This is a genomic window from Amycolatopsis sp. PSD-21, from assembly GCF_055561455.1.
Map to the genome: position 1 here is coordinate 1956731 of NZ_CM145712.1, position 20216 is coordinate 1976946.

Sequence of the window (20216 nt, forward strand, 5' to 3'; positions counted from 1 at the left end):
GAGTGATCCCCGATGTGCCCGGAGGCACCGGCTCACTAGCTTCGGTGACCTGCGCTCAGCCGTGCCCTCCGGCCGCTGTGCCTTCCCCACCGACTAGACCTCCAGGAGAGTCCTTTCATGGGTTCCGTCCAGACCCTGCACGACTTCACGCTCAACCTGCTGAACGACACCGCGGCCCGTGCGGCGTTCGCCAACGACCCGCAGCAGGTGCTGGCCGACGCCGGCCTCGGTGACATCAACGCCGCCGACGTGCACGAGGTCGTCCCGCTGGTGCTCGACTTCGTGCCGGTCGGCACCGTCACCGACCTCACCGGGAACACCGCGGCCACCGCCGACAGCCTGGCCGGCTTCGGTGGCGTCACGAACTCCACCGACGGCGAGTGCGCCGACGGCGTCCAGGGCGCGATCGACCAGCTCACCGCGCTGACCGCCGGCCTGCCGGTCGCCGTCCCCGGTGCCGACGCCCTGCCGGCCCTGCCCGAGACCGGTCTCCCGGGTGTCCCGGCCGTGCCGGGCCTGCCGGAGCTGGGCCTGCCCGCCGTCCCGGCCGTGCCGGCCGTGGGCGACCTGCCGGTCGACGTCCCGGGCCTGCCCGCCGTCCCGGCCGTCTCCGACGTGACCGACGTGTCGAACGCCGCCGCCGGCGTGACCGCCCTCGCGCACAACACCGTCGGCGGCTTCGGCCTGAACGACGACCTTTCGCGCGGCCTCGACGCCGCGTCCGTCGGCCAGGCCGGCGACCTCGCCAACGCCGCCGTCGACACCGCGACCGGCCTGGCCCCCGAGGTTCCCGCCGTGGACGCCGTCCAGGTTCCGGCCGTCGACTCGGTCCCGGCCGTCGGCGACCTGACCGGTGACCTGCCGCGCACCGACGGTGTCGCGGGCGACGCCCCGAACTTCCTGTCCGAGGTGGGCGACCTGACCAGCACCATCGGTCACGTCGATGTCGCCGACGTCACCACCAAGGTGCACGACATCGCGAACAACTACACCAACGGTGACATCGCCACCAACCACGGCGACGTGGCCGGCGCGGTCACGGGCAACGTGGCCAACGAGGTGGCCAACGTCGCGAACCACGCGGGCGTCACCGAGGTCCACGACACGGTTTCCGACGTCACCGGCACCATCGGCAACATCGGCGACGTCAACATCGGCACCGGCGACATCGCGTCGAACAACGACATCCACATCGGCTGATACGAACATCTTTCAGCTTTGGCTGTCGGGGCCCCGCGACCGCACCTGGTCGCGGGGCCCGCACGGCATTGTTGGCCCATGCCACATTGATTCCGCGCTTGGTTAAGGGAACACTGCATCCCCGTGACAGCCCCCGCCTGGCTCGACGTGCTCAACGAGACCTTGGACGCCTGTGCCGCCCACGGTCGCGCCGATCTGGCCGAACGCCTCCGGCGCAGACGCGACCAGCGGGCGCCGGGCACCCGGATCGCGGTGGTCGGTTTTCCCAAGCAGGGCAAGGGTTACCTGCTCAACGCGCTGTTGAACGCGCCGGTCTGCGCGGTCGGGGACGCGAGTACGCCCGCCGTTCCCACGGAGATCGGCTACGCCGCCGATCCCGCCGCGACCCTGGTCGGGCATGCCAGGGAAAGCGTGCCGGTCGGTGACCTGGCCAAGGAACTCGAAGTCCGGCCGCCCGGTTCGCTGCGCCGGGTCGAAGTCGGCCTGCCGCGCGAACTGCTCGGCACGGGACTGGTGCTGGTGGACACCCCGGCGATCGGGGATCCCCGGTCCCCGCGCACGGCGGCCACCCTCGACGTCCTCGCCGACGCGCACGCGGTGATCCTCGTCTCCGACGCGACACAGGAACTCCAGCCCGCTGAACTAGCGCTGGCAAGGCATATCCGCACCTGGTGCCCGGCGCTGGTGCTGGCGCTGACCAAGATCGACGTGAGCCCGGACTGGCGGGAACTCGCCGCCCGTAATCGCGCGGCACTCTCCGAGACCGGTGTCGTCGCCGACGTCTTCCCGGTGTCCGCGACGGTGCGCCAGGCCGCCGCGAAGGCCGGTGACGCCGTCCTCAACGGACGGTCCGGTTTCCCGGAACTGCTGAACTGGGTGGGGGAGCAGGCCGCGCGCCCGATCGAACGCACCCGGGCGCTCGCCGCCGCGGTGAGCGTGCGCGCGGCGGCGGTCGAGCTGGTCGAGACACTCCAGACGCGGCTCAACGCGGTCTCGCAGGACAACGGGGTCGATCAGGTCACGCTGCTGCACCAGGCACAACGGCGCGCCGAGGAACTGCGGCGGCAGAACGTCCGCTGGCAGAACATGTTGTCGGACGAGATCACCGACCTGATCTCCGACGCCGAGTACGACCTGCGCGAGCGGACGCGGATGATCGTGCGGCATATCGACCGCACCTTCGACGAAGGCGATCCCGTGCAGATCTGGCCGGATTTCCAGACCTGGCTGGAAGAGAACCTCGCCGAGGCCGTCGAGACGAACTACAACTGGGTGTCCGACCGGTCGGAGTGGATCGCGCAAGCCGTCGCCTCGACCTTCGGCCCGCACTACGGCCACGCGCCCGACCTGCCGCTGACCGGATCCGGCGTGGACTCGATCCCCGAGGTCGGCACGCCCAAGATCGAGCGGTTCAAGATCGGGCAGAAACTCTTCACCGGATTGCGCGGTTCCTACGGCGGCGTGCTGATGTTCGGGCTGGTCACCAGTCTCGCCGGGCTGCCGCTGATCAACCCGGTGTCGCTCGGCGCCGGTGTCGCGTTCGCGACCAAGAGCGTGCGCGACGAAGGCGGGACCCGGTTGCAGCGACGTCAAGCGCTGGCGAAGGCCGCCGCGCAGCGCCACGTCGACGACGTGTTCATCCGGTTCAGCAAGGAGATCAAGGACGAGGTCCGCCAGGTGCAGCGGCGCCTGCGCGATCATTTCGCCGCGGTGTCCGACCAGCTGTCCGAAGAGCTGACGCGGCAACGGGAACTGATCATCGCCGGCTCCGCCGAACGGGACCGGCGCACCCAGCGGGTCAAGAAGGAGATCGACCGGCTGGCCGCCCTGCACCGGAAGGCGGGGGCGCTCGGCACCGGCGCCACGCCGCGCCGGGAGCTTTCGGCGTGACCCCCCTGGACGTCCGGGAACTCCTGAACGAAGCCGCGGCGCACTACCGGGAGCGCCCGCACGCGGTGTCGATGCTGCGGGAATGCCTGGAGCGACTGGACGAACCACTGCGCGTCGGCTTCACCGGCACGCCGGGAACCGGAAAGTCCACTTTGGTCTCCGCGCTGGCGGAATGGCCGACGCGGGCCCTGCGCGAAATCGAGCTGTTCGACACCCCGGCACCCGCCGAACACGTCGACGCGACGGTGCGCCTGGTGCGCTATCTCGAACCCGACGAACTCGCGGGCACCCGGCAGGCAGGCGGTTCGGCATTCGCGCGGCAGACCGCGGTGAACTCCGTACTGGTGCTCGCCCACGCGGACGAGGTCGGCGCGGGCCGGATCGATGCCTTGCTCACCGCGAAACAGCTGGCGCGGCGGGCCTGGCGCGAGAACCCGGATTGCGCGGCATTCCAGGGCGTCATCGCGGTCGCCGGGCAACTCGGGTACGCGGGGCGAGCGCTGCGGGACGACGAATTCGAGGTGCTGCGCGCGCTGGCGTCGGTCTCCCGGCCGGAGCTGGAACGGTATCTCCTGTCCGTCGATTCCTTTGTGGACGATCCATTCCCGGTGGGGGTCCCGCCGGAATCGAGGAAGCATCTGGTGTCGCGGTTCGGGCTCTACGGTGTCCGGCTGGCGATCACCCTGATCCGCACCGGTTGCGACAGCAGGCTGAAACTCTCGGCGGAACTCGTGCACCGCAGCGGTCTCGGCGACCTGAGGGACACGCTCGCGGGCTCTTTCGTCGCGCGCGCCGAGGCGCTGAAGGCGCGCACGGCGGTGGTGCGGCTGGAAGGTCTTCTCGCCGCGGAACCACTTCCGCACGGCGACCGGCTCGCCGCGCGCGTGGAGCGTTTCGCCGCGGCGGCGCACGACTTCCGGGAGCTACGGCTCATCGCCGGTATCCGCGGCGGCCGCACGGCGTTGTCCGGGGAGCTCGCCGAGGAGGCCGTCCGGTTGCTCGGCGCGCAGGGACCGGCGCCCACCGAGCGGCTCGGGCTCGCGCCCGACGCGGATCCGGCCGAGATCCACGCGGGTGCCGAAAGCGCGCTCGTCCGGTGGCGGCACGAGGCGGAACGGGCCGACGCCGCGCACGCCGAACGCGCGGCCGCCCGCGTGATCGTGCGCTCGGTCGAAGGACTGCTCAGCCTGTTCGTGGCTTGACGCCTGCCGGTCACCGAGTCACCATAGACCTCTCTATGGTGGCTCTGACCAGGCGAAAGGGGTCCGGTATGCCCGACGACGCGCGTCCGGATGTACGGCTTCTCGGTGAACTTTTCGCGCATTGGGCGAAGACGATCCCCGAGCGGGAAGCCCTCTCGTTCCAGGGTCGGAGGCTCACCTGGGCCCAGTTCGACGAGCGGGCGAGGCGGGTCACCGGCGCGCTGGCGGCTGCCGGGATCGGCAGGGGCGACAGGGTCGCCTTCGTCGACAAGAACACGCCCGCCTGCCTGGAGGTGACCTTCGGCGCGTCCTCGCTCGGGGCGGCGAACGCGGTCGTCAACTGGCGTCTCGCTCCGGAGGAACTCGCGTACGTCCTCGGCGACAGCGGCGCGCGGATCGTTTTCGCCGGCCCGGAATCACTGCCCGCCGTCGAGGCATTGCGCGATCGGCTGCCGTCGGTCGAGCGCGTGATCGTCGTCGGAGGGGAAAGCGACCAGTACGAGGACTTCCTGGCCGGCGCGGCCCCCGCCGGGGTGTCACCCGAGGTCGACGAACACGACGGCGCGCTGATCATCTACACCAGCGGTACCACCGGATTCCCCAAGGGCGCCGTGCTCACGCACCGGAACCTGTTGGCGCACAGCCGGAACGCCGGAGCGCAGTTCCCGATGGGCGACGGCGACCGCAATCTGGTCGCGATGCCGCTGTTCCATGTCGGCGGGAGTTGTTACGCGATCATCGGTTTCCACTACGGGCGGCCGACGACGATGACCCGCGAGCCCGACGGCAAGTCGCTGCTGGGCGCGCTGGCCGAAGGGGTCACGCACGCGTTCCTGGTGCCCGCCGTGGTCGCCGGGATCATGCAGGCGGGGGAGCAGGCCGTCGCCGCGTTCTCGCGGTTGAAGTACCTCAGTTACGGCGCTTCGCCGATGCCGCTCCCGTTGCTGCGGAAGTCGCTCGCGGCCTGGCCGGACACCAGGTTCGTGCAGGTCTACGGCATGACCGAACTGTCGGGTGTGGTGACGGCGCTCGATCCGGAGGCGCATCGCGACGCCGCCCGGCCGGAGCGGCTGGCGTCGGCGGGCACGGTGCTGCCCGGGGTGGGGATGCGCGTCGTCGACCCGGCGACCCTCGAAGACACCGAACCGGGGACCCCGGGGGAGCTGTGGTTCCGCACCGATCAGGCGATAGCGGGCTATCTGGGCAAACCCGAGGCGACGGCCGAAACGATCGTCGACGGCTGGGTCCGCAGCGGTGACGTCGGCAGGGTCGACGACGGCGGGTTCGTCTTCATCGAGGACCGCGTCAAGGACATGATCATCACCGGCGGTGAGAACGTGTACTCGCCCGAGGTGGAACGGGTCATCGCCGAACATCCCGCGGTCGGCGAGGTCGCCGTCATCGGTGTCCCCGACGAGCGCTGGGGTGAGCAGATCAAGGCGGTCGTCGCGCCCGCGCCCGGGCAGGAGGTCGACGCCGTCGAACTCGTCGAGTACTGCCGGGAACGCCTGGCGCACTACAAATGCCCGCGTACGGTCGAGATCGTGGAGGCGTTGCCGCGCAACGCGACCGGCAAGATCCTCAAACGCACCCTGCGGCGGCCGTACTGGGAAGGGCGGGAACGGGCCGTCTGATGCCGTCGATCGTCAGCCGCGAGGAGTACTTCGACGCGGCGCTGGACATCCTCGCCGAGTCGGGGTTCGCCGGGCTCAACGTGGGCACGCTCGGCAAACGCCTCGGCGTCACCAGCGGATCCTTCTACCACCATTTCGGCGGCTGGCCGGGTTTCGTCGGCGCGCTGCTCGAGTTCTGGGCGCAACGGCAGGTGCGGATCCTGCGGGAACTGGACTTCGGTTCCGGCGGCCCCGAGGCGGATTTCGCCGCGCTGATGAGCCTGACCCGCGGCCTCCGGCATCGCGCGGAGGCGGCCATCCGCGCCTGGGCGGCGAACGACGAAACCGTTCGCATGGCGCAGAAACGCGTCGACGACGCCCGGGTCAGGACGGTCGGGAAGGTGGTGGCCGAGCTGATCCCCGACCGGCGCCGCGCCGAGGTCGTGACCTCGCTCGGGCTGGCGATGCTGGTCGGGTATCAGCAGGTGGCCTCGGCGGGCGGTTTCACCGACCTCGGCGACATCCTCGACGAGTACACCCGGCTGGTGCTCGCGGGTTAGGCGTTGCCGAGCACCCGGGTCACGGTGATCTCGACGACCACGCGCTCCGGGTTCGGCTTGGGCTGCCGGTAGCGCGCGGCGTAGCGGTTTTCGGCGTCGCGCACCGACTCCGGGTCTTCGCGCAGTACGGCGCGTCCCTCCAAAGTGGACCACCGCGGCCCGTCGATCTGGCAGGCGGCGACCGGAATGCCCTGTTCGCCCGCTTCCTTGACCAGGCGGGCCTTCTTGGACGAACGGAACGTGATCACCCTGGCGATCCCGGCTTCGAAGTCCACCGTGACCCCCACCGCGACGACGTGCGGGGTCCCGTCGGGGCGGACCGTGGTCAGGGTGGCGAGGTGCCGTTCGGTCCAGAAGTCCCGGAAGGACTCGCCGCGCGCGCTCAGGTCGATCGTCATGCGGCCTACGCTAGGCCACCGTTCACGAAGACGTCTTTTGAGGTAATAGTAAGGAAACTTTCTTAACTCTCTTGTTTTTGCCCGCCCCTGGTGTCACTCTCGAAACGCGCCGCCGCCATCAACGACGTTTCCGGAGGAGCCGATGAGAAAGACCGTTCGGACAGTGCTGGCCGCGGCCGCGCTGACCGCCGGGCTGGTCGCCACGACCGCCCCCGCCGCCGCGGTGACCACTCAGGGGACCCCTTACCTGCCGGGCGTTCTGCGCCCGTCGGTCTCCCAGTCGGCGCAGGACGCGGCGCTCGCCAAGTACTACGACTACTGGAAGAAGAACTTCCTGACCACCAAGTGCGGGGCGGGCACGTACGCGGTCAAGGCGCCGGACGCCGACCACGCGTTCGTGGCCGAGGGGCAGGGCTACGGGATGACCATCGCGGCGATGATGGCGGGCAAGGACTCGCAGGCGCGCACGGTCTTCGACGGCATCCTGAAATTCGTGAAGGCGCACCCTTCGTCGATCGACAAGGACCTGCACGCCGCCGAGCAGAACGAGAGCTGCACGAGCGTCAACGGTGTCGACTCGGCGACCGACGGCGACCTCGAAATCGCCTATGGCCTCCTCCTCGCCGACAAGGTCTGGGGCAGTGGCGGTTCGGTGAACTACAAGGCCGAGGCGCTGCGGATCATCAAGGCGATCAAGCGCAGCGAGGTGCACCCCACCACCAAGTTCATGCGGCTGGCGGACTGGGCCGACAGCGGCAAGTACATCAACAGCTCGCGTTCCTCGGACTGGATGCCGGGCCACCTTCGCGCGTTCGAGAAGGCCACCGGGGACTCGTTCTGGGGTCAGGTCCGGACCCGGCAGGAGAAGGCGGTCACGCAGCTGCAGCAGCAGTACGCGCCGAAGACCGGCCTGATCCCCGACTTCGTGGTCAACACGAACTCCACGCCGAAGCCCGCTCCCTTCGACTTCCTCGAGGGCAAGGACGACAAGTACAGCTACAACGCCTGCCGCGACCCGTGGCGGCTCGGGGTCGACGGCATCACCGTGTCGGGGAGCCCCGCGCAGGGTCAGGTGCGGAAGATGAACACCTGGATCCAGCAGAACACTGGCGGCGACCCGGCCAAGATCACCACCGGCTACCTGCTGTCGGGCGCCAAGATCCCGGGGCAGACGGGGCAGCACCCCTGCTTCACCGCGTCGTTCGCCATCGCGGCGATGAACGACCCGGGCAGCCAGGCCTGGCTCGACAAGCTGTGGACCTCGATCACGACCTGGACGCCGAACGCCAAGGACTACTACGGCACCGGCATCACCCTGCAGGTCCTGCTCATCCTCTCGGGGAACTACATCGCGGTCTGACCGCACTCGCGTGAAGGCCCCCTTCCCTCGGCTTAGCCGCGTGAAGGGGGCCTTCACGCGCGAACCTTGCTGATCGCCACATGCGCCCCGCCTGCATCAACAGTCACAACGGCTGCGCGTGAAGGACCCCTTCCCTCGGCTCAGCCGAGGAAACTCGACCTTCACACCTTCCCGGGTACATGAAGGCCCCCTTCCTTGCGCCAGGCGCAAGGAAGGGGGCCTTCATGTACTTCAGGTGGGCAAGGTGCGGGTGGTCGTGGAAGTCGCGCGAAACGGACATCCACCGGACAGGATTTCAACTGTGAGTTGACCGCTTCAACAGCCAGTTGTAGCGTCGGCGACCACCTGAAGCCCCCGTGGAGGTCCGTCATGCCGTCGACGCCGCTCACCCTGACCCGAACCTGGCGCCTGGCCGTGCTCACCGGCCTGGCCGCGCTCGTCACCGCGGCCTGCGGAGGCGGGCCCGACGGGGCCGGCGGCCAGGAACCCGCCGCCCCGGGCGCCCCCGCCGCGATCCCGGACACGGCCGCGCTGATCGAGTCCGTCCAGAAGGACGCCGCCGTCGCCGGCACCCTGCCCGCGAAATACGCGCAGGCCGGGATGCTGCATCTGGCCTCGAACCTGCAGTCCGCGCCCAACAACTTCTACGCCGCCGACGGCAAGACCCCGATCGGCTACGAGGTCGATCTCGCCAAGGCCATCGGCAAGAAGCTGGGCGTCACCGTGCACCACCAGGACATGGCGTTCGGCTCGCTGATCACCAGCCTCCAGTCCGGCCGCGTCGATCTCACGATGGCCGCGATGAACGACACCAAGACCCGTCAGGCGCAGATCGACTTCGTGGACTACTTCTCATCCGGTATCACGATCATGGTCCGCAAGGGCAACCCCGACCAGATCTCCGGCCCGGACACGTTGTGCGGCAAGAACGTCGCGGTGGTGCAGGGGACGAGCCACCAGAAGTTCGCCGAAGAGCAGAACGGCAAGTGCACGCAGGCGGGCAAGCCCGCGCTGACCGTGACCGCCACCGATTCCGACACGCAGAACCAGAACCAGCTCCGCACCGGCCGGGTCGCCGCCATCCTCAACGACCTGCCCAGCGCGGTGTACATCTCGCGGACCGCGGGCGAGGGCAAGTTCTTCGAGGTCGTCCCCGGCGAGCCGATCAACGGCGGACCGTACGGGATCGGCGTCAACAAGGAGAACAAGCCGCTCGCGGAGTCGATCCGCAACGCGCTGCAGTCGCTGATCGCCGACGGTGGCTACGGCAAGATCCTCCAGGCCTGGGGCGTCGAGCAGGGCGCGGTCAAGGAGGCGAAGCTCAATGGCGGAAGCTAGTGAGCCATTGCCGATCGTCCGGCTGAGGCACTGGGGCCGCTGGGTCAGCGCCGTCGTCATCCTCGCGCTGCTGGTGCTGCTCGGCATCGCGCTCGCGAACGCGCAGATCCAGTGGGACTCGGTCCCGGAGTTCCTGTGGTACCGGGTGATGGCGGTCGGCCTGCTCAACACCGTGCTGCTCGCGGTGATCGCGCAGGGTTCGGCGATCGTCATCGGGATCGTGATCGCCCTGATGCGCCGCTCGGCGAATCCGGTGGCGCGCTGGTTCGCGGCGGGCTACATCTGGCTGTTCCGCGGGCTTCCGGTGCTGTTGCAGATCCTGATCTGGTACAACCTGGCGCTGGTCTTCGAGTTCATCTCGATCCCGCTCCCGTTCGGCGGCCACCTGCTCCACGAGCAGACCAACGTGCTGATCACCGCGTTCACCGCGGCGCTGCTCGGCCTGGCGCTCAACGAAAGCGCGTACATGGCGGAGATCGTCCGCGCCGGGCTGAACAGTGTCGACAGTGGACAGACCGAGGCGGCGAAGTCGATCGGGATGTCGCCGGGCGCGACGCTGCGCCGCGTGGTGCTTCCGCAGGCGATGCGGGTGATCATCCCGCCGACGGGCAACGACTTCATCAACATGCTCAAGGGGACGTCGATGGCGTCGGTGATCGGCGTGACCGAACTGATCCACGCCGCGAACAACATCTCGTCCAACAACCTGCTGGTGATGGAGACCCTGCTGGCCGCCGCCGTCTGGTACATGGTCGTGGTGACCGTCGCCGGGGTCGGGCAGCACTATCTGGAACGCGCCTTCGACTCCGAAGACCGGTCGAAGAGCCCGTTCTCCCGCGCCGCCAAGGCGTTGCGCACCGCCCCGCTGGTGAGGAGTGAACGTGTCTGAGCCACTGCTCAAGGCCGTCGGCGTCCGCAAGAGCTACGGCCACACCGAGGTACTGGGCGGGATCGACCTCGAAGTCCACAAAGGACAGGTGGTCTGCCTGCTCGGCCCGTCGGGCGCGGGGAAGAGCACCTTCCTGCGCTGTGTCAACCACCTGGAGACGATCGACGCCGGTCAGGTCTGGGTGGACGGCGAGCCGATCGGGTTCCGGCTGCGCAACGGCAAACTGTACGAACTGAAGGAACGCGAGGTCGCCCGGCAGCGGCGCGACATCGGCATGGTGTTCCAGCGGTTCAACCTGTTCGGCCACCGGACGGCGCTGCAGAACGTCGTCGAAGGGCCGGTGCGGGTGCTCGGTGTCCCCATGGAAGAGGCCAGGGAACAGGCGCTCGAACTGCTCGACAGGGTCGGCCTCGCGCACCGCGCCGACGCCTACCCGGCGCAGCTGTCTGGCGGGCAGCAGCAGCGGGTCGCGATCGCCCGGTCGCTGGCGATGAAACCGAAGCTGATGCTGTTCGACGAGCCGACGTCGGCGCTCGACCCGGAACTCGTGGGCGAGGTGCTGGCGGTGATGGGTACGTTGGCCGCGGAGGGGATGACGATGGTCGTGGTGACGCACGAGATGGGGTTCGCGGCCGAGGCCGCGGACGAGGTGGTGTTCATGGCCGACGGCGTGGTCGTCGAGACCGGCCCGCCGGGGGAGATCCTGAGCGCCCCGAAGCACGAGCGGACCAAGCAGTTCCTGGCACGGGTCCTCGCATGACGCGGATCTCCCCGCGGTATCTGCTGCAGTTCGGCGAACCGGCCGGGTACCTCGACTTCGCGCGGTTCGGCCCGCCGTCGCACGCCGTGCTCGACACGACGGCGAGCCTGCTCGACGCCTCGACCAAGGCCGGTCCGTCCACTGTGGACGACCTGATGCGGCAGGAGACCAGGGCCAAGGCCGCCGCCGCGCGGCTTTCCGGCAGCGACACCGACCACACGGTGCTGTTGCCGCACACCAGTCTCGGGTTGTTCCAGGCGGCGTTCAACGCGCCCGGCGGCGAGGCGCTGGTGTCGGCGGCGGAGTTCCCGGCCAACACCTACCCGTGGGCGCGGGCCGAACAGGCGGGGCGGTTGACCGTGCGGCGGCTGCCGCTCGGGAACGTCACCGCGGACGCGGTCAATGCGGCGCTGACGCCGGAGACGTCGCTGGTCAGCGTGAGCGCGGTCGACTTCCGGACCGGCTACCGCGCCGATCTGGCGGCGATCCGGGACGCGGTGGGGGACCGGCTGCTCGTGGTCGACGGCATCCAGGGTTTCGGGGTGACCGAGGCGCCGTGGGAGGTCGCGGACGTGCTCGTCGTCGGCGGGCAGAAGTGGCTGCGGGCGGGCTGGGGCACCGGTTTCGCCGTGCTGTCCGACCGCGCGCTGGAGCGGATGGAACCGATCCTGTCCGGCTGGACCGGCGCCCGCGATCCGGGTCTGTTCGACGACGAGATCCATCCCGCCGACGAGACCGCGGCCTCGTGGTCGATCTCCAATCTGAGCCCGATCACGTCGGGCGCGTTCGCGGCCGCGCTGGAGCTGGTCGAGGAGGCGGGTGTCGGAGCCATCGCCGGCCGGATCGCCGAACGGGTCGGTGAACTCGAAGAGGTCGTGAAATCCGTGGGCGGGGAAGTGGTTTCGGCCGTCGACCGGCGGGCGGGGATCCTCGCCTTCACGCTGCCGGGGCACGCGGCCGAACAGGTGGGCTCCGCGCTGGCGAACGCCGGGATCGCCGCGACCGTGCGGCCGGAACACGTCCGGCTGTCGCCGCACGCGTCGACTCCGGCGAGCGCGGCGGAACAGGTGCGTTCGGCGTTGGAACGGCTGAAGAAGCCGGTCTCGGTGGTCCAAACGCCGGTCGTCACTTCGGCGGCTTCGGGCGATCTGCTCACCGCGCTCGTCCCGGCGGTGCACGCGCTCGCGGCGATGCTGGGGCCGGGCAACGAGGTCCTGCTGCACGACCTGAGCAGGCTGCCGGACTCGATCGTCGCCATCGCGGGTGACCTCACCGGCCGGACGGTCGGCGGGCCGATGACGGATCTGCTGCTGGGCCTGGTCCGCCGCGGCACCACGCAGGATCTGACGAACTACGAGACCCACGGCCCCGACGGCCGGGCGATCCGCTCGTCGACGCTGTTCCTGCGGGACGCCGACGGCGTCGCGATCGGCTGCCTGTGCGTCAACCGGCTGTCCGACGGCGCGCCGAAGGCCGACGGGCACGAACCCGAGACGTTCCCGCCGGATGTCGACAGCCTGCAGCGGTTCCTGGTCGGGCGCGCGGTGGCGAAGGCCGGGATCCCGGTGGACCTGATGAAGAAACGGCACAAGGCGGCCGTCGTCCGCGAACTGGACGAGGCCGGGTTCTTCCTCATCAAGGACTCGGTGGACCACCTCGCCGGGGAGCTCGACGTCACCCGGTACACGATCTACAACTACCTGAACGAGATCCGGGCGGGCGGAACCGCGTAACTCGCGTGATTGGAGGCGTAACACGGTGTTCCGCCTCCAATCACGTGAGTTACGGCTCCAATCACGCGAGTTACGTGAACGGGCCTAGCCCAGGAAGGACTCCACGGCGTCGGCGGCCTTGTCGATGCCGCCGTTCCCGCGCGTCTCGGCCTGGACCTCGGCCAGCCGCGCGGCCACCTCGGGCGACCCGGCGACCCGCTCCACGGCGGCCCGCAACGTCGAGGCCGTCACCTCGTCGGCCGGAAGCTGCTCGCCGACACCGAGTTCCGCCAGTTTCGCCGCGTTGCCGAAACCGTCGGTGGCCAGCGGGATCGCGACGGTCGGCACGCCGTACCACAGCGATTCCGTGCTGCCGCCCATGCCGGCGTGCGTGATGAACGCCGACGCGGCCTCCAGCACCGCGAGTTGCGGCACGAACTGATGGACCTCGATGTGGTCGGGCAGCGGCCCGAGCTCGGCCGGATCGGTCTGGCCGATCGAGATGACGACGTGCCAGTCCGAATCGCGGAACCCGTCCACGCAGGCGCGGAACAGGTCGAGCTGGTCGGTGAACGCCGTGCCGAGCGACATCAGCAGGACCTTCCTGCCGCTGGACGGCGGGGTCCAGCTCCGGTCGGCGAGACGTTCCGGGTCCAGCGCCGGGCCGACGAACCGGACCGACGACGGCACGCGTTCGACGTTCGGCTGCATCGCCTTCGGCAGGAGCGCGAGCACCTGGGGCGGATGGGAGATCCAGTCCCAGGCGTCGGCCTCGATGCCGTTCTCGTTCAGCCAGCGGGTGAACGTGGCGAAATAGTCCTTTCCGGACGGTGAGGTCCGGATCTCGGTCAGCATCTCGCCCATGTCCTCTTCGTAGCCTTCCCAGGCGACATACGTCGGGGAAAGCTGGACCGCGGGAACGTCGTACCGCCTGGCCAGCAGCGGAGCCGGGAGCCCGCCGATGTCGTAGAGCAGCAGGTCCGGGCGGTTGTCGTCGTAGAAATCGGTGAGCACCGGCATCGCCTGGATACCCTCGTCGAGGAAGACCCGCATCTGCGACGCCGGATCCTCCGGCCACGCCGCCTGATCGCCCAGCGGGAGGATCGACGGGTGCGCGACCACCTCGGCCCCGGTCGGCTCGATCAACCCGGTGAGCGGCTCGCCCACGGCGTAGGTGACCCGGTGCCCGCGAGCGACCAGCTCACGGATGATCGCGAGCGACGGATAGATGTGACTCGGGGCGGTGCTGCCGATCATGGCGATGTGTTCGTTCTGCATGATGTCCTGTCCGAATCCGTGAAGGAATGTCAGACGGCGCGCAGAAAGGGGGCCTCCCGATCGCGGGAGGCCCTGCGGTCACGCCGTCTCAGGCGGTGCGCATGCGGATGAAGTAGATCATGATCGACAGCCTAGCGATCCCCGCGAAGCCGCCCAACCGATTAACCGGTTGCCCGGTTTGCCGCGATCGGGACCCGCCGTTGGTAGGGACCTTCGCCGGAAGGCTTCCGCAGGTCATGGACGTGGATAGGGTTTCGGGGCTTTCACCTTTGGAGGGAAAGGGAGAAACCTTGAGACGTGTGCTCATCACCGCGCTGGCTGTCGCCACGCTCGCGTCGGTCGCGGTGACCACGCCCGCCGTCGCCGCGGAAGAGACGCAACCCGCCGAGACGATCACCTGGGGCGCCTGTACCGACCAGACGTTGATCAACGCGGGTGCCGAATGCGGTTACCTGCCCGTTCCGCTGGACTATTCGCGGCCGCGCGGCGAGAAGATCCAGCTCGCGCTCAGCCGTGTCAAGCACAAGACACCCGAGGCGCAGTACCAGGGCGTCATGCTCACCAACCCGGGCGGTCCCGGCGGCTCCGGGCTGCTGCTCGCCACCCGCGGGACGCGTGTGCCGAACCGCGCCGGCGACGCCTACGACTGGGTCGGTTTCGACCCGCGCGGTGTCGGGTCCAGCAAACCGGCGCTTTCGTGCATCCCGGACTACATGGACTACAACCGGCCGAACTACGTGCCGACGACGCGGCAGCTGGAGAAGACCTGGCTGCAGCGTTCGAAGTCCTACGCCGACGCGTGCGCGGAGAAGAACAGCCGCGCGCTGCTGGAGAACATCAAGACGACCGACACGGTCAAGGACATGGAGAGTATCCGCAAGGCGCTCCGCGTGGAGCAGCTGAACTTCTACGGGTACTCCTACGGCACCTATCTCGGCCAGGTCTACGGGACGCTGTTCCCGCAGCACGTCCGGCGGATGGTCCTCGATTCCACTGTGGACCCTCGCAACGTCTGGTATCAGGCCAACCTGAATCAGGACGTGGCCTTCGACGTCAACCTGAACATCTGGTTCGGCTGGGTCGCGTCGCACGACGACGTGTACCACCTCGGCAAGACGCAGGCCGCGGTGAAGCAGGTCTTCGACGAGCAGTTGAAGAAGCTGGCGGCGGTTCCGGCAGGCGGCTACATCGGGCCGGACGAGTTCATCGACGTCTTCCAGCAGGCGTCGTACTACCAGCTGCGCTGGACGCTGCTCGGCGACGCGCTCGCGAAGTTCGTCAACAAGGGCGACTGGCAGACGATGAAGGGGCTGTTCGAGGCCTTCGGCGGCCGCGGTGACGACAACGGGTACGCCGTCTACCTCGCCGTCCAGTGCACCGACGTGAAGTGGCCGCCGAGCTGGCAGCAGTGGAAGCGCGACAACTGGCGCACGTACGAGAAGGCGCCGTACTTCACGTGGCAGAACGCCTGGTTCAACGCTCCTTGCCTGTACTGGCCCGCGAAGCCCGCCAAGCCGGTGAAGGTCGACGGCTCGAAGGTGCCGAGTGTGCTGATGATCGGCGAGACGCTCGACGCGGCGACGCCGTATGAAGGCAGCCTCGAGGTGCGTAGCCGGTTCCCCGGTGCGCGCCTGATCGGTGAGCCGGGCGGCACGAGCCACGCCATCACCCCGCGCGGCAACGCTTGCGTCGACAACCGGATCGCGGACTACCTGGCCACCGGGGCGCTGCCCGACCGCAAGCCGGGGCGCACGGCGGACGTCGAATGCGCGCCGCTGCCGCTCCCGGTGCCGCCTCCGGCACCCGCTTCGGTTCCTGACGCGGCCACCTCCCGGGTGCCCGCCTAGGCAATGCGCGTGAAGGCCCCCTTCCCTCGGCTCAGCCGAGGGAAGGGGGCCTTCACGCGCTTCGGGGTTTCCGCGACAGGGGACTTTGTGTTACAAAGTGCGAGTGAGCTTTGTAGTTCAGAGTGCTCGAAGGGGGAAAGTCATGGCGGACGCGTTCAGCCTCGAAGGGCTGGTCAAGCGCTTCGGCGACGTCCTGGCCGTCGACGACGTCAGCGTCCGGGCCGCGCCGGGGGAGGTGGTGGCGCTGCTCGGGCCGAACGGTGCGGGCAAATCGACCACCATCGACATGCTGCTGGGCCTGAGCAGGCCGGACTCCGGTCAGGTGCGGGTCGCGGGGCTCAGCGCGAGCGAGGCGATGGACCGGGGGATGGTCGGCGCGATGGCGCAGAACGGGACGCTCCTGCGGGACGCGACGGTCGCCGAACTCGTCGGCCTGTTCGCCTCGCTGCATCGGAACGCGCTGCCGGTCGGGGAGGTACTCAAACGCGCCGGCGTCGCCGAATACGCGAGCCGCCGCTGCGGAAAGCTTTCCGGCGGTGAACAGCAGCGGGTGCGGTTCGCGCTCGCGCTGGTCGGCGATCCGGACCTCCTGGTGCTCGACGAGCCGACCGCCGCCATGGACGTCGACGGGCGCCGCCGCTTCTGGGCGTCGATGCGCGAGTACACCGAGACGGGCCGCACGGTCCTCTTCGCGACCCATTACCTCGCCGAGGCCGAGGACTACGCGGATCGTGTCGTACTGATGCGGCACGGCCGGGTGGTCGCGGACGGTCCGGTCGGTGAGGTCCGGGCCGCGGTCGCCGGACGTGTGCTGCGTGCCGTCGTCCCGCAGGCCACCGAGGCCACGCTCGCCGCGCTGCCCGGGGTGTCGCGCGCGGTGCTGCGCGCCGGGCACGCGGAACTGAGCTGCGCCGATTCCGACGCCGCCATCCGCGGCCTGCTGCGCGAGTTCCCGCTCGCGGCGGACATCGAGATTACCGCTGTGGGACTGGAAGAAGCCTTCATCGCGCTGACCGCCGACGAGGCCGAAGGAGCCGTGAGATGAACCTGAACTACCTGGCGCTGGAGATCAAGCGCATCGTCCGCAGCCCGCAGTTCGCGTTGTTCACCATCGGCATGCCCTTGGCGATGTTCCTGTTGTTCGGCGGGATCTTCGGCGCTCGCGACATCGCTCCCGGGGTCTCGACCGCGACGGTGACGATGGTGAACATGGCCGCGTACGGCGCCATGACCGCCGCATTGTTCACCGGCACCCGCGTCGCCACCGAGCGCACCGACGGCTGGCAGCGCACCCTGCGGCTGACCCCGATGCGGGCGCCGGGCTATCTGATGGTCAAGGTGTCGGCGGGATTGTTCGTCGCGTTGCCCGTGCTGCTGGTGATCTTCGCGGCCGGGATGATCCGCGGCATCCGGCTCGAAACCGGCCAATGGCTGACCATCTTCGGCACGCTGTGGCTCGGGACGCTGCCCTTCGCGGTGCTGGGCCTGATGATCGGCCTGTTCGGCAAGGGTGACACCGTCCAGGCCGTGACCGGTGCGCTGATGCTGCCGCTGGGCATGTTCGGCGGGCTGTGGATCCCGCTGCAGGTCCTGCCCGGCTGGATGAACACCGCGGGACACCTCATGCCGACGTACTGGCTCGGTGAGATCGGCCGCGCGCCGGTGCTCGGCGGTGCGGGCACGCTGACCGCCGTCGCGGTGCTCGCGGCGTGGCTGGTGATCCCCGCGCTCGTGGTGATGGCGAGGTTCCGGCTAGACACGGCGAGACTGTGAACCCGTGTTAGTTTTCCGAGGTGGTGGAGGATGAACGGGACGGCGACGAGCGGCCGATGACGCCCGAGGAGTCGCTGGCGCTCATCGCCACGCAGGCGGAGAAGACCCGCCGCGAGATCGGGCCGAATCCGGCGGTGCTGCTCGCCGTCTGGGGACTGGTGTGGCTGTTCGGTTTCGGGCTGATCTACCTCTCCGCCCCGCCGACCGCGCTGATGCCGCTGTGGGCCGCCGGCGCGATCACCGTCGCCGGGTTCGCCGGGGCCATGGTGTATTCGGCGATCTACGGCATCCGCTCGAGCCGCGGCGTACACGGGCCGTCCCGGCTCGTCGGGGCGATGTACGGGTGGAGCTGGATGATCGCGTTCGGCGGGCTGACGGTGGTGAACACCGCGCTGATCCGCCTCGGCCTCGACACCGAGCTGATCCCGTTGCTGTGGTCCGGCACCTCGCTGATGCTGACCGGCCTGATGTACCTCGCCGGCGGGATGTTGTGGCAGAGCAAGCTGCAGTACGGCCTCGGCGTGTGGATCATCGCGAGCGGCGCGGCGAGCGTGCTGGCCGGGGGACCGTACAACTTCCTCGTACTGAGCCTCGCGGGCGGCGGTGGCTTCCTGGTGGCGTCGCTGGTGTTCCTGGTGCGGGCGCGATGAGCGAAGACGGGTTGCCCCAGCTCGACCCGGTGATCCACGCACAGGCGCGATTGCGGGTCACCGTGGCGCTGTCGAGCCTGGGGCCGGGGGACAGCATCACCTTCCCGCGGCTGCAGCAACTGCTGGACATGACGCCGGGCAACCTGTCGACCCATCTGCGCAAACTCGAGGACGCCGGCTACGTCGAGATCACGAAGGCGTTCGAGCACCGCACGCCGGTGACGCTCGTCGAGCTGACCACCCGTGGCCGGGCCGCGTTCGAGGAATACACGAAGGCCCTGCACCGTCTTCTCGAGGTGCCGGGCGATGGGCGCGCATGACCGGTGGGTCATCCACCTCGACATGGACGCGTTCTACGCCTCCTGTGAACAGCTGACCCGGCCGACCCTGGCGCGGCGCCCGGTGCTGGTCGGCGGCGCGGGACCGCGGGGCGTGGTCGCCGGGGCGAGCTACCAGGCACGCGAGCACGGGATCAAATCGGCGATGCCGATGTCGCAGGCCCGGCGGCTGCTGCCGCCCAACGGGGTGATCCTGCCGCCGCGGTTCAAACTGTACGAATTGCTGAGCACCCAGGTGTTCGACCTCGTCGCCACGTACGCGCCCGTGCTGGAACGGATCTCCCTCGACGAGGCCTTCGCGGAACCGCCTTCACTGGCCGGTGCCTCCTCGGACGAGGTGCGGGAGTTCGGCGCGCGCCTGCGGGAGCACATCCGGTCGGAGATCGGCCTGGTGGCGTCGATCGGGGCGGCGTCGGGAAAGCAGGTCGCGAAGGTCGCGTCGGATCTGGCGAAACCGGACGGGCTGCTCGTCGTCGACCAGGGCACCGAACGCGACTTCCTAGCGCCGCTGCCGACCAGGGTGCTGTGGGGGATCGGCCCGGTGGCGGAAGGGAAACTGCGGGCGATCGGCGTCCGGACGCTCGGCCAGCTCACCGCGCTCTCCGACGCCGACGCGGTGTCCACATTGGGCAGTGTGGTCGGGCGGGACCTGCGGCGGCTGGCCACCGGCGTCGACGACCGGCCGGTGTCCGACCGCGCGGAACTCAAGCAGGTCAGCGCCGAGACGACGTTCGACCGGGACCTGATCGACCTGGCGAGCCTGCGGCGCGAGGTCCGCGACCTCGCCGTGCACGCGCACCGGCGCCTCGTCAACGCCGAACGCGTCGCGCGGACGGTGGTGGTGAAGCTGCGGCACACCGACTTCAGCACCGTGACGCGTTCGGAGACGATGGCCTCGCCCACCGACGAATTCGACCAGCTCGCCGCGATGGCGGAACGGCTGCTGATCGATCCGACCGAGTTCGGCGGGGTGCGGCTGGCCGGGGTCGCTTTCTCCGGGCTTTCGGTGCCGCATCAGGATCCGCTGTTCACGCTTTCCGTTCCGGCCGCCGAGACCCCCGTGGTCGAGCGAGCGCCCGCGCCGGTGGCCCCGGTGTCGTCGAGCTGGCGGCCCGGGGACGACGTCGTGCACGACACGTACGGCACCGGATGGGTGCAGGGCGCCGGGCACGGGCGGGTGACCGTCCGGTTCGAGACGCGCACCAGCGGGCCGGGGGTGGCGCGGACCTTTCCGCAGGAGGATCCGGCACTGCGCCGGGGCGAGCCCGGCGACTGCCTGGCCTGAGGCTCCCGTGATTGAACGCGTAACTCGCGTGATCAGAGACGTATCTCGCGTGATTGAAGAGCGAACTCGCGTGATTGGAGGGCGATCACGGTGTGCGGCCTCTGATCACGCGAGTTACGTCTC

Annotated in this window: 18 protein-coding genes; 16 read left to right on the forward strand and 2 right to left on the reverse strand. The window is 69.4% G+C overall.

Annotation, left to right across the window (positions count from 1 at the left end; all coding sequences use genetic code 11):
• Positions 1-117 precede the first annotated feature (117 nt).
• The 5 genes from ACZ1DY_RS09690 (at position 118) to ACZ1DY_RS09710 (ending at position 6465) form a co-directional block, all read left to right on the forward strand.
• Positions 118-1200: an IniB N-terminal domain-containing protein gene (locus ACZ1DY_RS09690; protein ID WP_465484117.1), complete on the forward strand. Its 1083-nt coding sequence runs from the start codon at positions 118-120 to the stop codon at positions 1198-1200.
• 123 nt (positions 1201-1323) lie between these two features.
• A complete protein-coding gene (locus tag ACZ1DY_RS09695; RefSeq protein WP_192746160.1) occupies positions 1324-3090 on the forward strand; it encodes a dynamin family protein in 1767 nt (588 codons plus the stop codon).
• Positions 3087-4292, forward strand: a complete 1206-nt coding sequence (locus tag ACZ1DY_RS09700) for a GTPase (RefSeq protein ID WP_465484118.1) — start codon at positions 3087-3089, stop codon at positions 4290-4292. Before ACZ1DY_RS09695 ends, ACZ1DY_RS09700 begins: the two co-directional genes overlap by 4 nt.
• Positions 4293-4360: 68 nt before the next feature.
• Positions 4361-5926 (forward strand): long-chain-fatty-acid--CoA ligase, encoded by a 1566-nt coding sequence (locus ACZ1DY_RS09705; RefSeq protein WP_465484119.1) that lies wholly within the window; start codon positions 4361-4363, stop codon positions 5924-5926.
• Entirely contained in the window at positions 5926-6465 is a 540-nt protein-coding gene (locus tag ACZ1DY_RS09710) for a TetR/AcrR family transcriptional regulator (protein WP_126737180.1), read from the forward strand. Before ACZ1DY_RS09705 ends, ACZ1DY_RS09710 begins: the two co-directional genes overlap by 1 nt.
• Here ACZ1DY_RS09710 and ACZ1DY_RS09715 read toward each other — a convergent pair.
• The gene (locus ACZ1DY_RS09715; RefSeq protein ID WP_126737181.1) at positions 6462-6863 is read right to left on the reverse strand and encodes a PPOX class F420-dependent oxidoreductase; all 402 of its coding nucleotides are present in this window, start codon (positions 6861-6863) and stop codon (positions 6462-6464) included. The genes ACZ1DY_RS09710 and ACZ1DY_RS09715 overlap by 4 nt on opposite strands.
• A gap of 142 nt (positions 6864-7005) precedes the next feature.
• On the opposite strand from ACZ1DY_RS09715, the gene ACZ1DY_RS09720 reads away from it, so the two are divergent.
• The 5 genes from ACZ1DY_RS09720 (at position 7006) to ACZ1DY_RS09740 (ending at position 12943) form a co-directional block, all read left to right on the forward strand.
• A complete protein-coding gene (locus ACZ1DY_RS09720; RefSeq protein WP_257488683.1) occupies positions 7006-8223 on the forward strand; it encodes a family 8 glycosyl hydrolase in 1218 nt (405 codons plus the stop codon).
• A 369-nt stretch (positions 8224-8592) separates the two neighbouring features.
• Entirely contained in the window at positions 8593-9561 is a 969-nt protein-coding gene (locus tag ACZ1DY_RS09725; protein WP_257488682.1) for an ABC transporter substrate-binding protein, read from the forward strand.
• Positions 9548-10450, forward strand: coding sequence for an amino acid ABC transporter permease (locus ACZ1DY_RS09730; RefSeq protein WP_126737183.1), 903 nt, complete (start codon positions 9548-9550; stop codon positions 10448-10450). The genes ACZ1DY_RS09725 and ACZ1DY_RS09730 overlap by 14 nt, the downstream gene beginning before the upstream one ends.
• Positions 10443-11210: an amino acid ABC transporter ATP-binding protein gene (locus tag ACZ1DY_RS09735; protein ID WP_306856040.1), complete on the forward strand. Its 768-nt coding sequence runs from the start codon at positions 10443-10445 to the stop codon at positions 11208-11210. Before ACZ1DY_RS09730 ends, ACZ1DY_RS09735 begins: the two co-directional genes overlap by 8 nt.
• A complete protein-coding gene (locus tag ACZ1DY_RS09740; RefSeq protein WP_465484120.1) occupies positions 11207-12943 on the forward strand; it encodes an aminotransferase class V-fold PLP-dependent enzyme in 1737 nt (578 codons plus the stop codon). Before ACZ1DY_RS09735 ends, ACZ1DY_RS09740 begins: the two co-directional genes overlap by 4 nt.
• Positions 12944-13027: 84 nt before the next feature.
• Here ACZ1DY_RS09740 and ACZ1DY_RS09745 read toward each other — a convergent pair whose 3' ends face one another.
• Positions 13028-14200 (reverse strand): macrolide family glycosyltransferase, encoded by a 1173-nt coding sequence (locus tag ACZ1DY_RS09745; protein WP_465484121.1) that lies wholly within the window; start codon positions 14198-14200, stop codon positions 13028-13030.
• A gap of 290 nt (positions 14201-14490) precedes the next feature.
• Between ACZ1DY_RS09745 and ACZ1DY_RS09750 the strand changes: the two genes are divergently transcribed.
• From ACZ1DY_RS09750 to ACZ1DY_RS09775, 6 genes are all read left to right on the forward strand, one after another.
• Positions 14491-16047 (forward strand): alpha/beta fold hydrolase, encoded by a 1557-nt coding sequence (locus ACZ1DY_RS09750; RefSeq protein WP_257488678.1) that lies wholly within the window; start codon positions 14491-14493, stop codon positions 16045-16047.
• A 142-nt stretch (positions 16048-16189) separates the two neighbouring features.
• Positions 16190-17092: an ABC transporter ATP-binding protein gene (locus ACZ1DY_RS09755; RefSeq protein WP_465484122.1), complete on the forward strand. Its 903-nt coding sequence runs from the start codon at positions 16190-16192 to the stop codon at positions 17090-17092.
• A complete protein-coding gene (locus ACZ1DY_RS09760; protein ID WP_465484123.1) occupies positions 17089-17820 on the forward strand; it encodes an ABC transporter permease in 732 nt (243 codons plus the stop codon). Before ACZ1DY_RS09755 ends, ACZ1DY_RS09760 begins: the two co-directional genes overlap by 4 nt.
• A gap of 20 nt (positions 17821-17840) precedes the next feature.
• Positions 17841-18470 (forward strand): hypothetical protein, encoded by a 630-nt coding sequence (locus ACZ1DY_RS09765; RefSeq protein ID WP_257488675.1) that lies wholly within the window; start codon positions 17841-17843, stop codon positions 18468-18470.
• Positions 18467-18790, forward strand: coding sequence for a transcriptional regulator (locus ACZ1DY_RS09770; RefSeq protein ID WP_034320046.1), 324 nt, complete (start codon positions 18467-18469; stop codon positions 18788-18790). The genes ACZ1DY_RS09765 and ACZ1DY_RS09770 overlap by 4 nt, the downstream gene beginning before the upstream one ends.
• Complete coding sequence (locus tag ACZ1DY_RS09775) at positions 18777-20093, forward strand: DNA polymerase IV (RefSeq protein WP_465484124.1); 1317 nt, start codon at positions 18777-18779, stop codon at positions 20091-20093. The genes ACZ1DY_RS09770 and ACZ1DY_RS09775 overlap by 14 nt, the downstream gene beginning before the upstream one ends.
• Positions 20094-20216 lie beyond the last annotated feature (123 nt).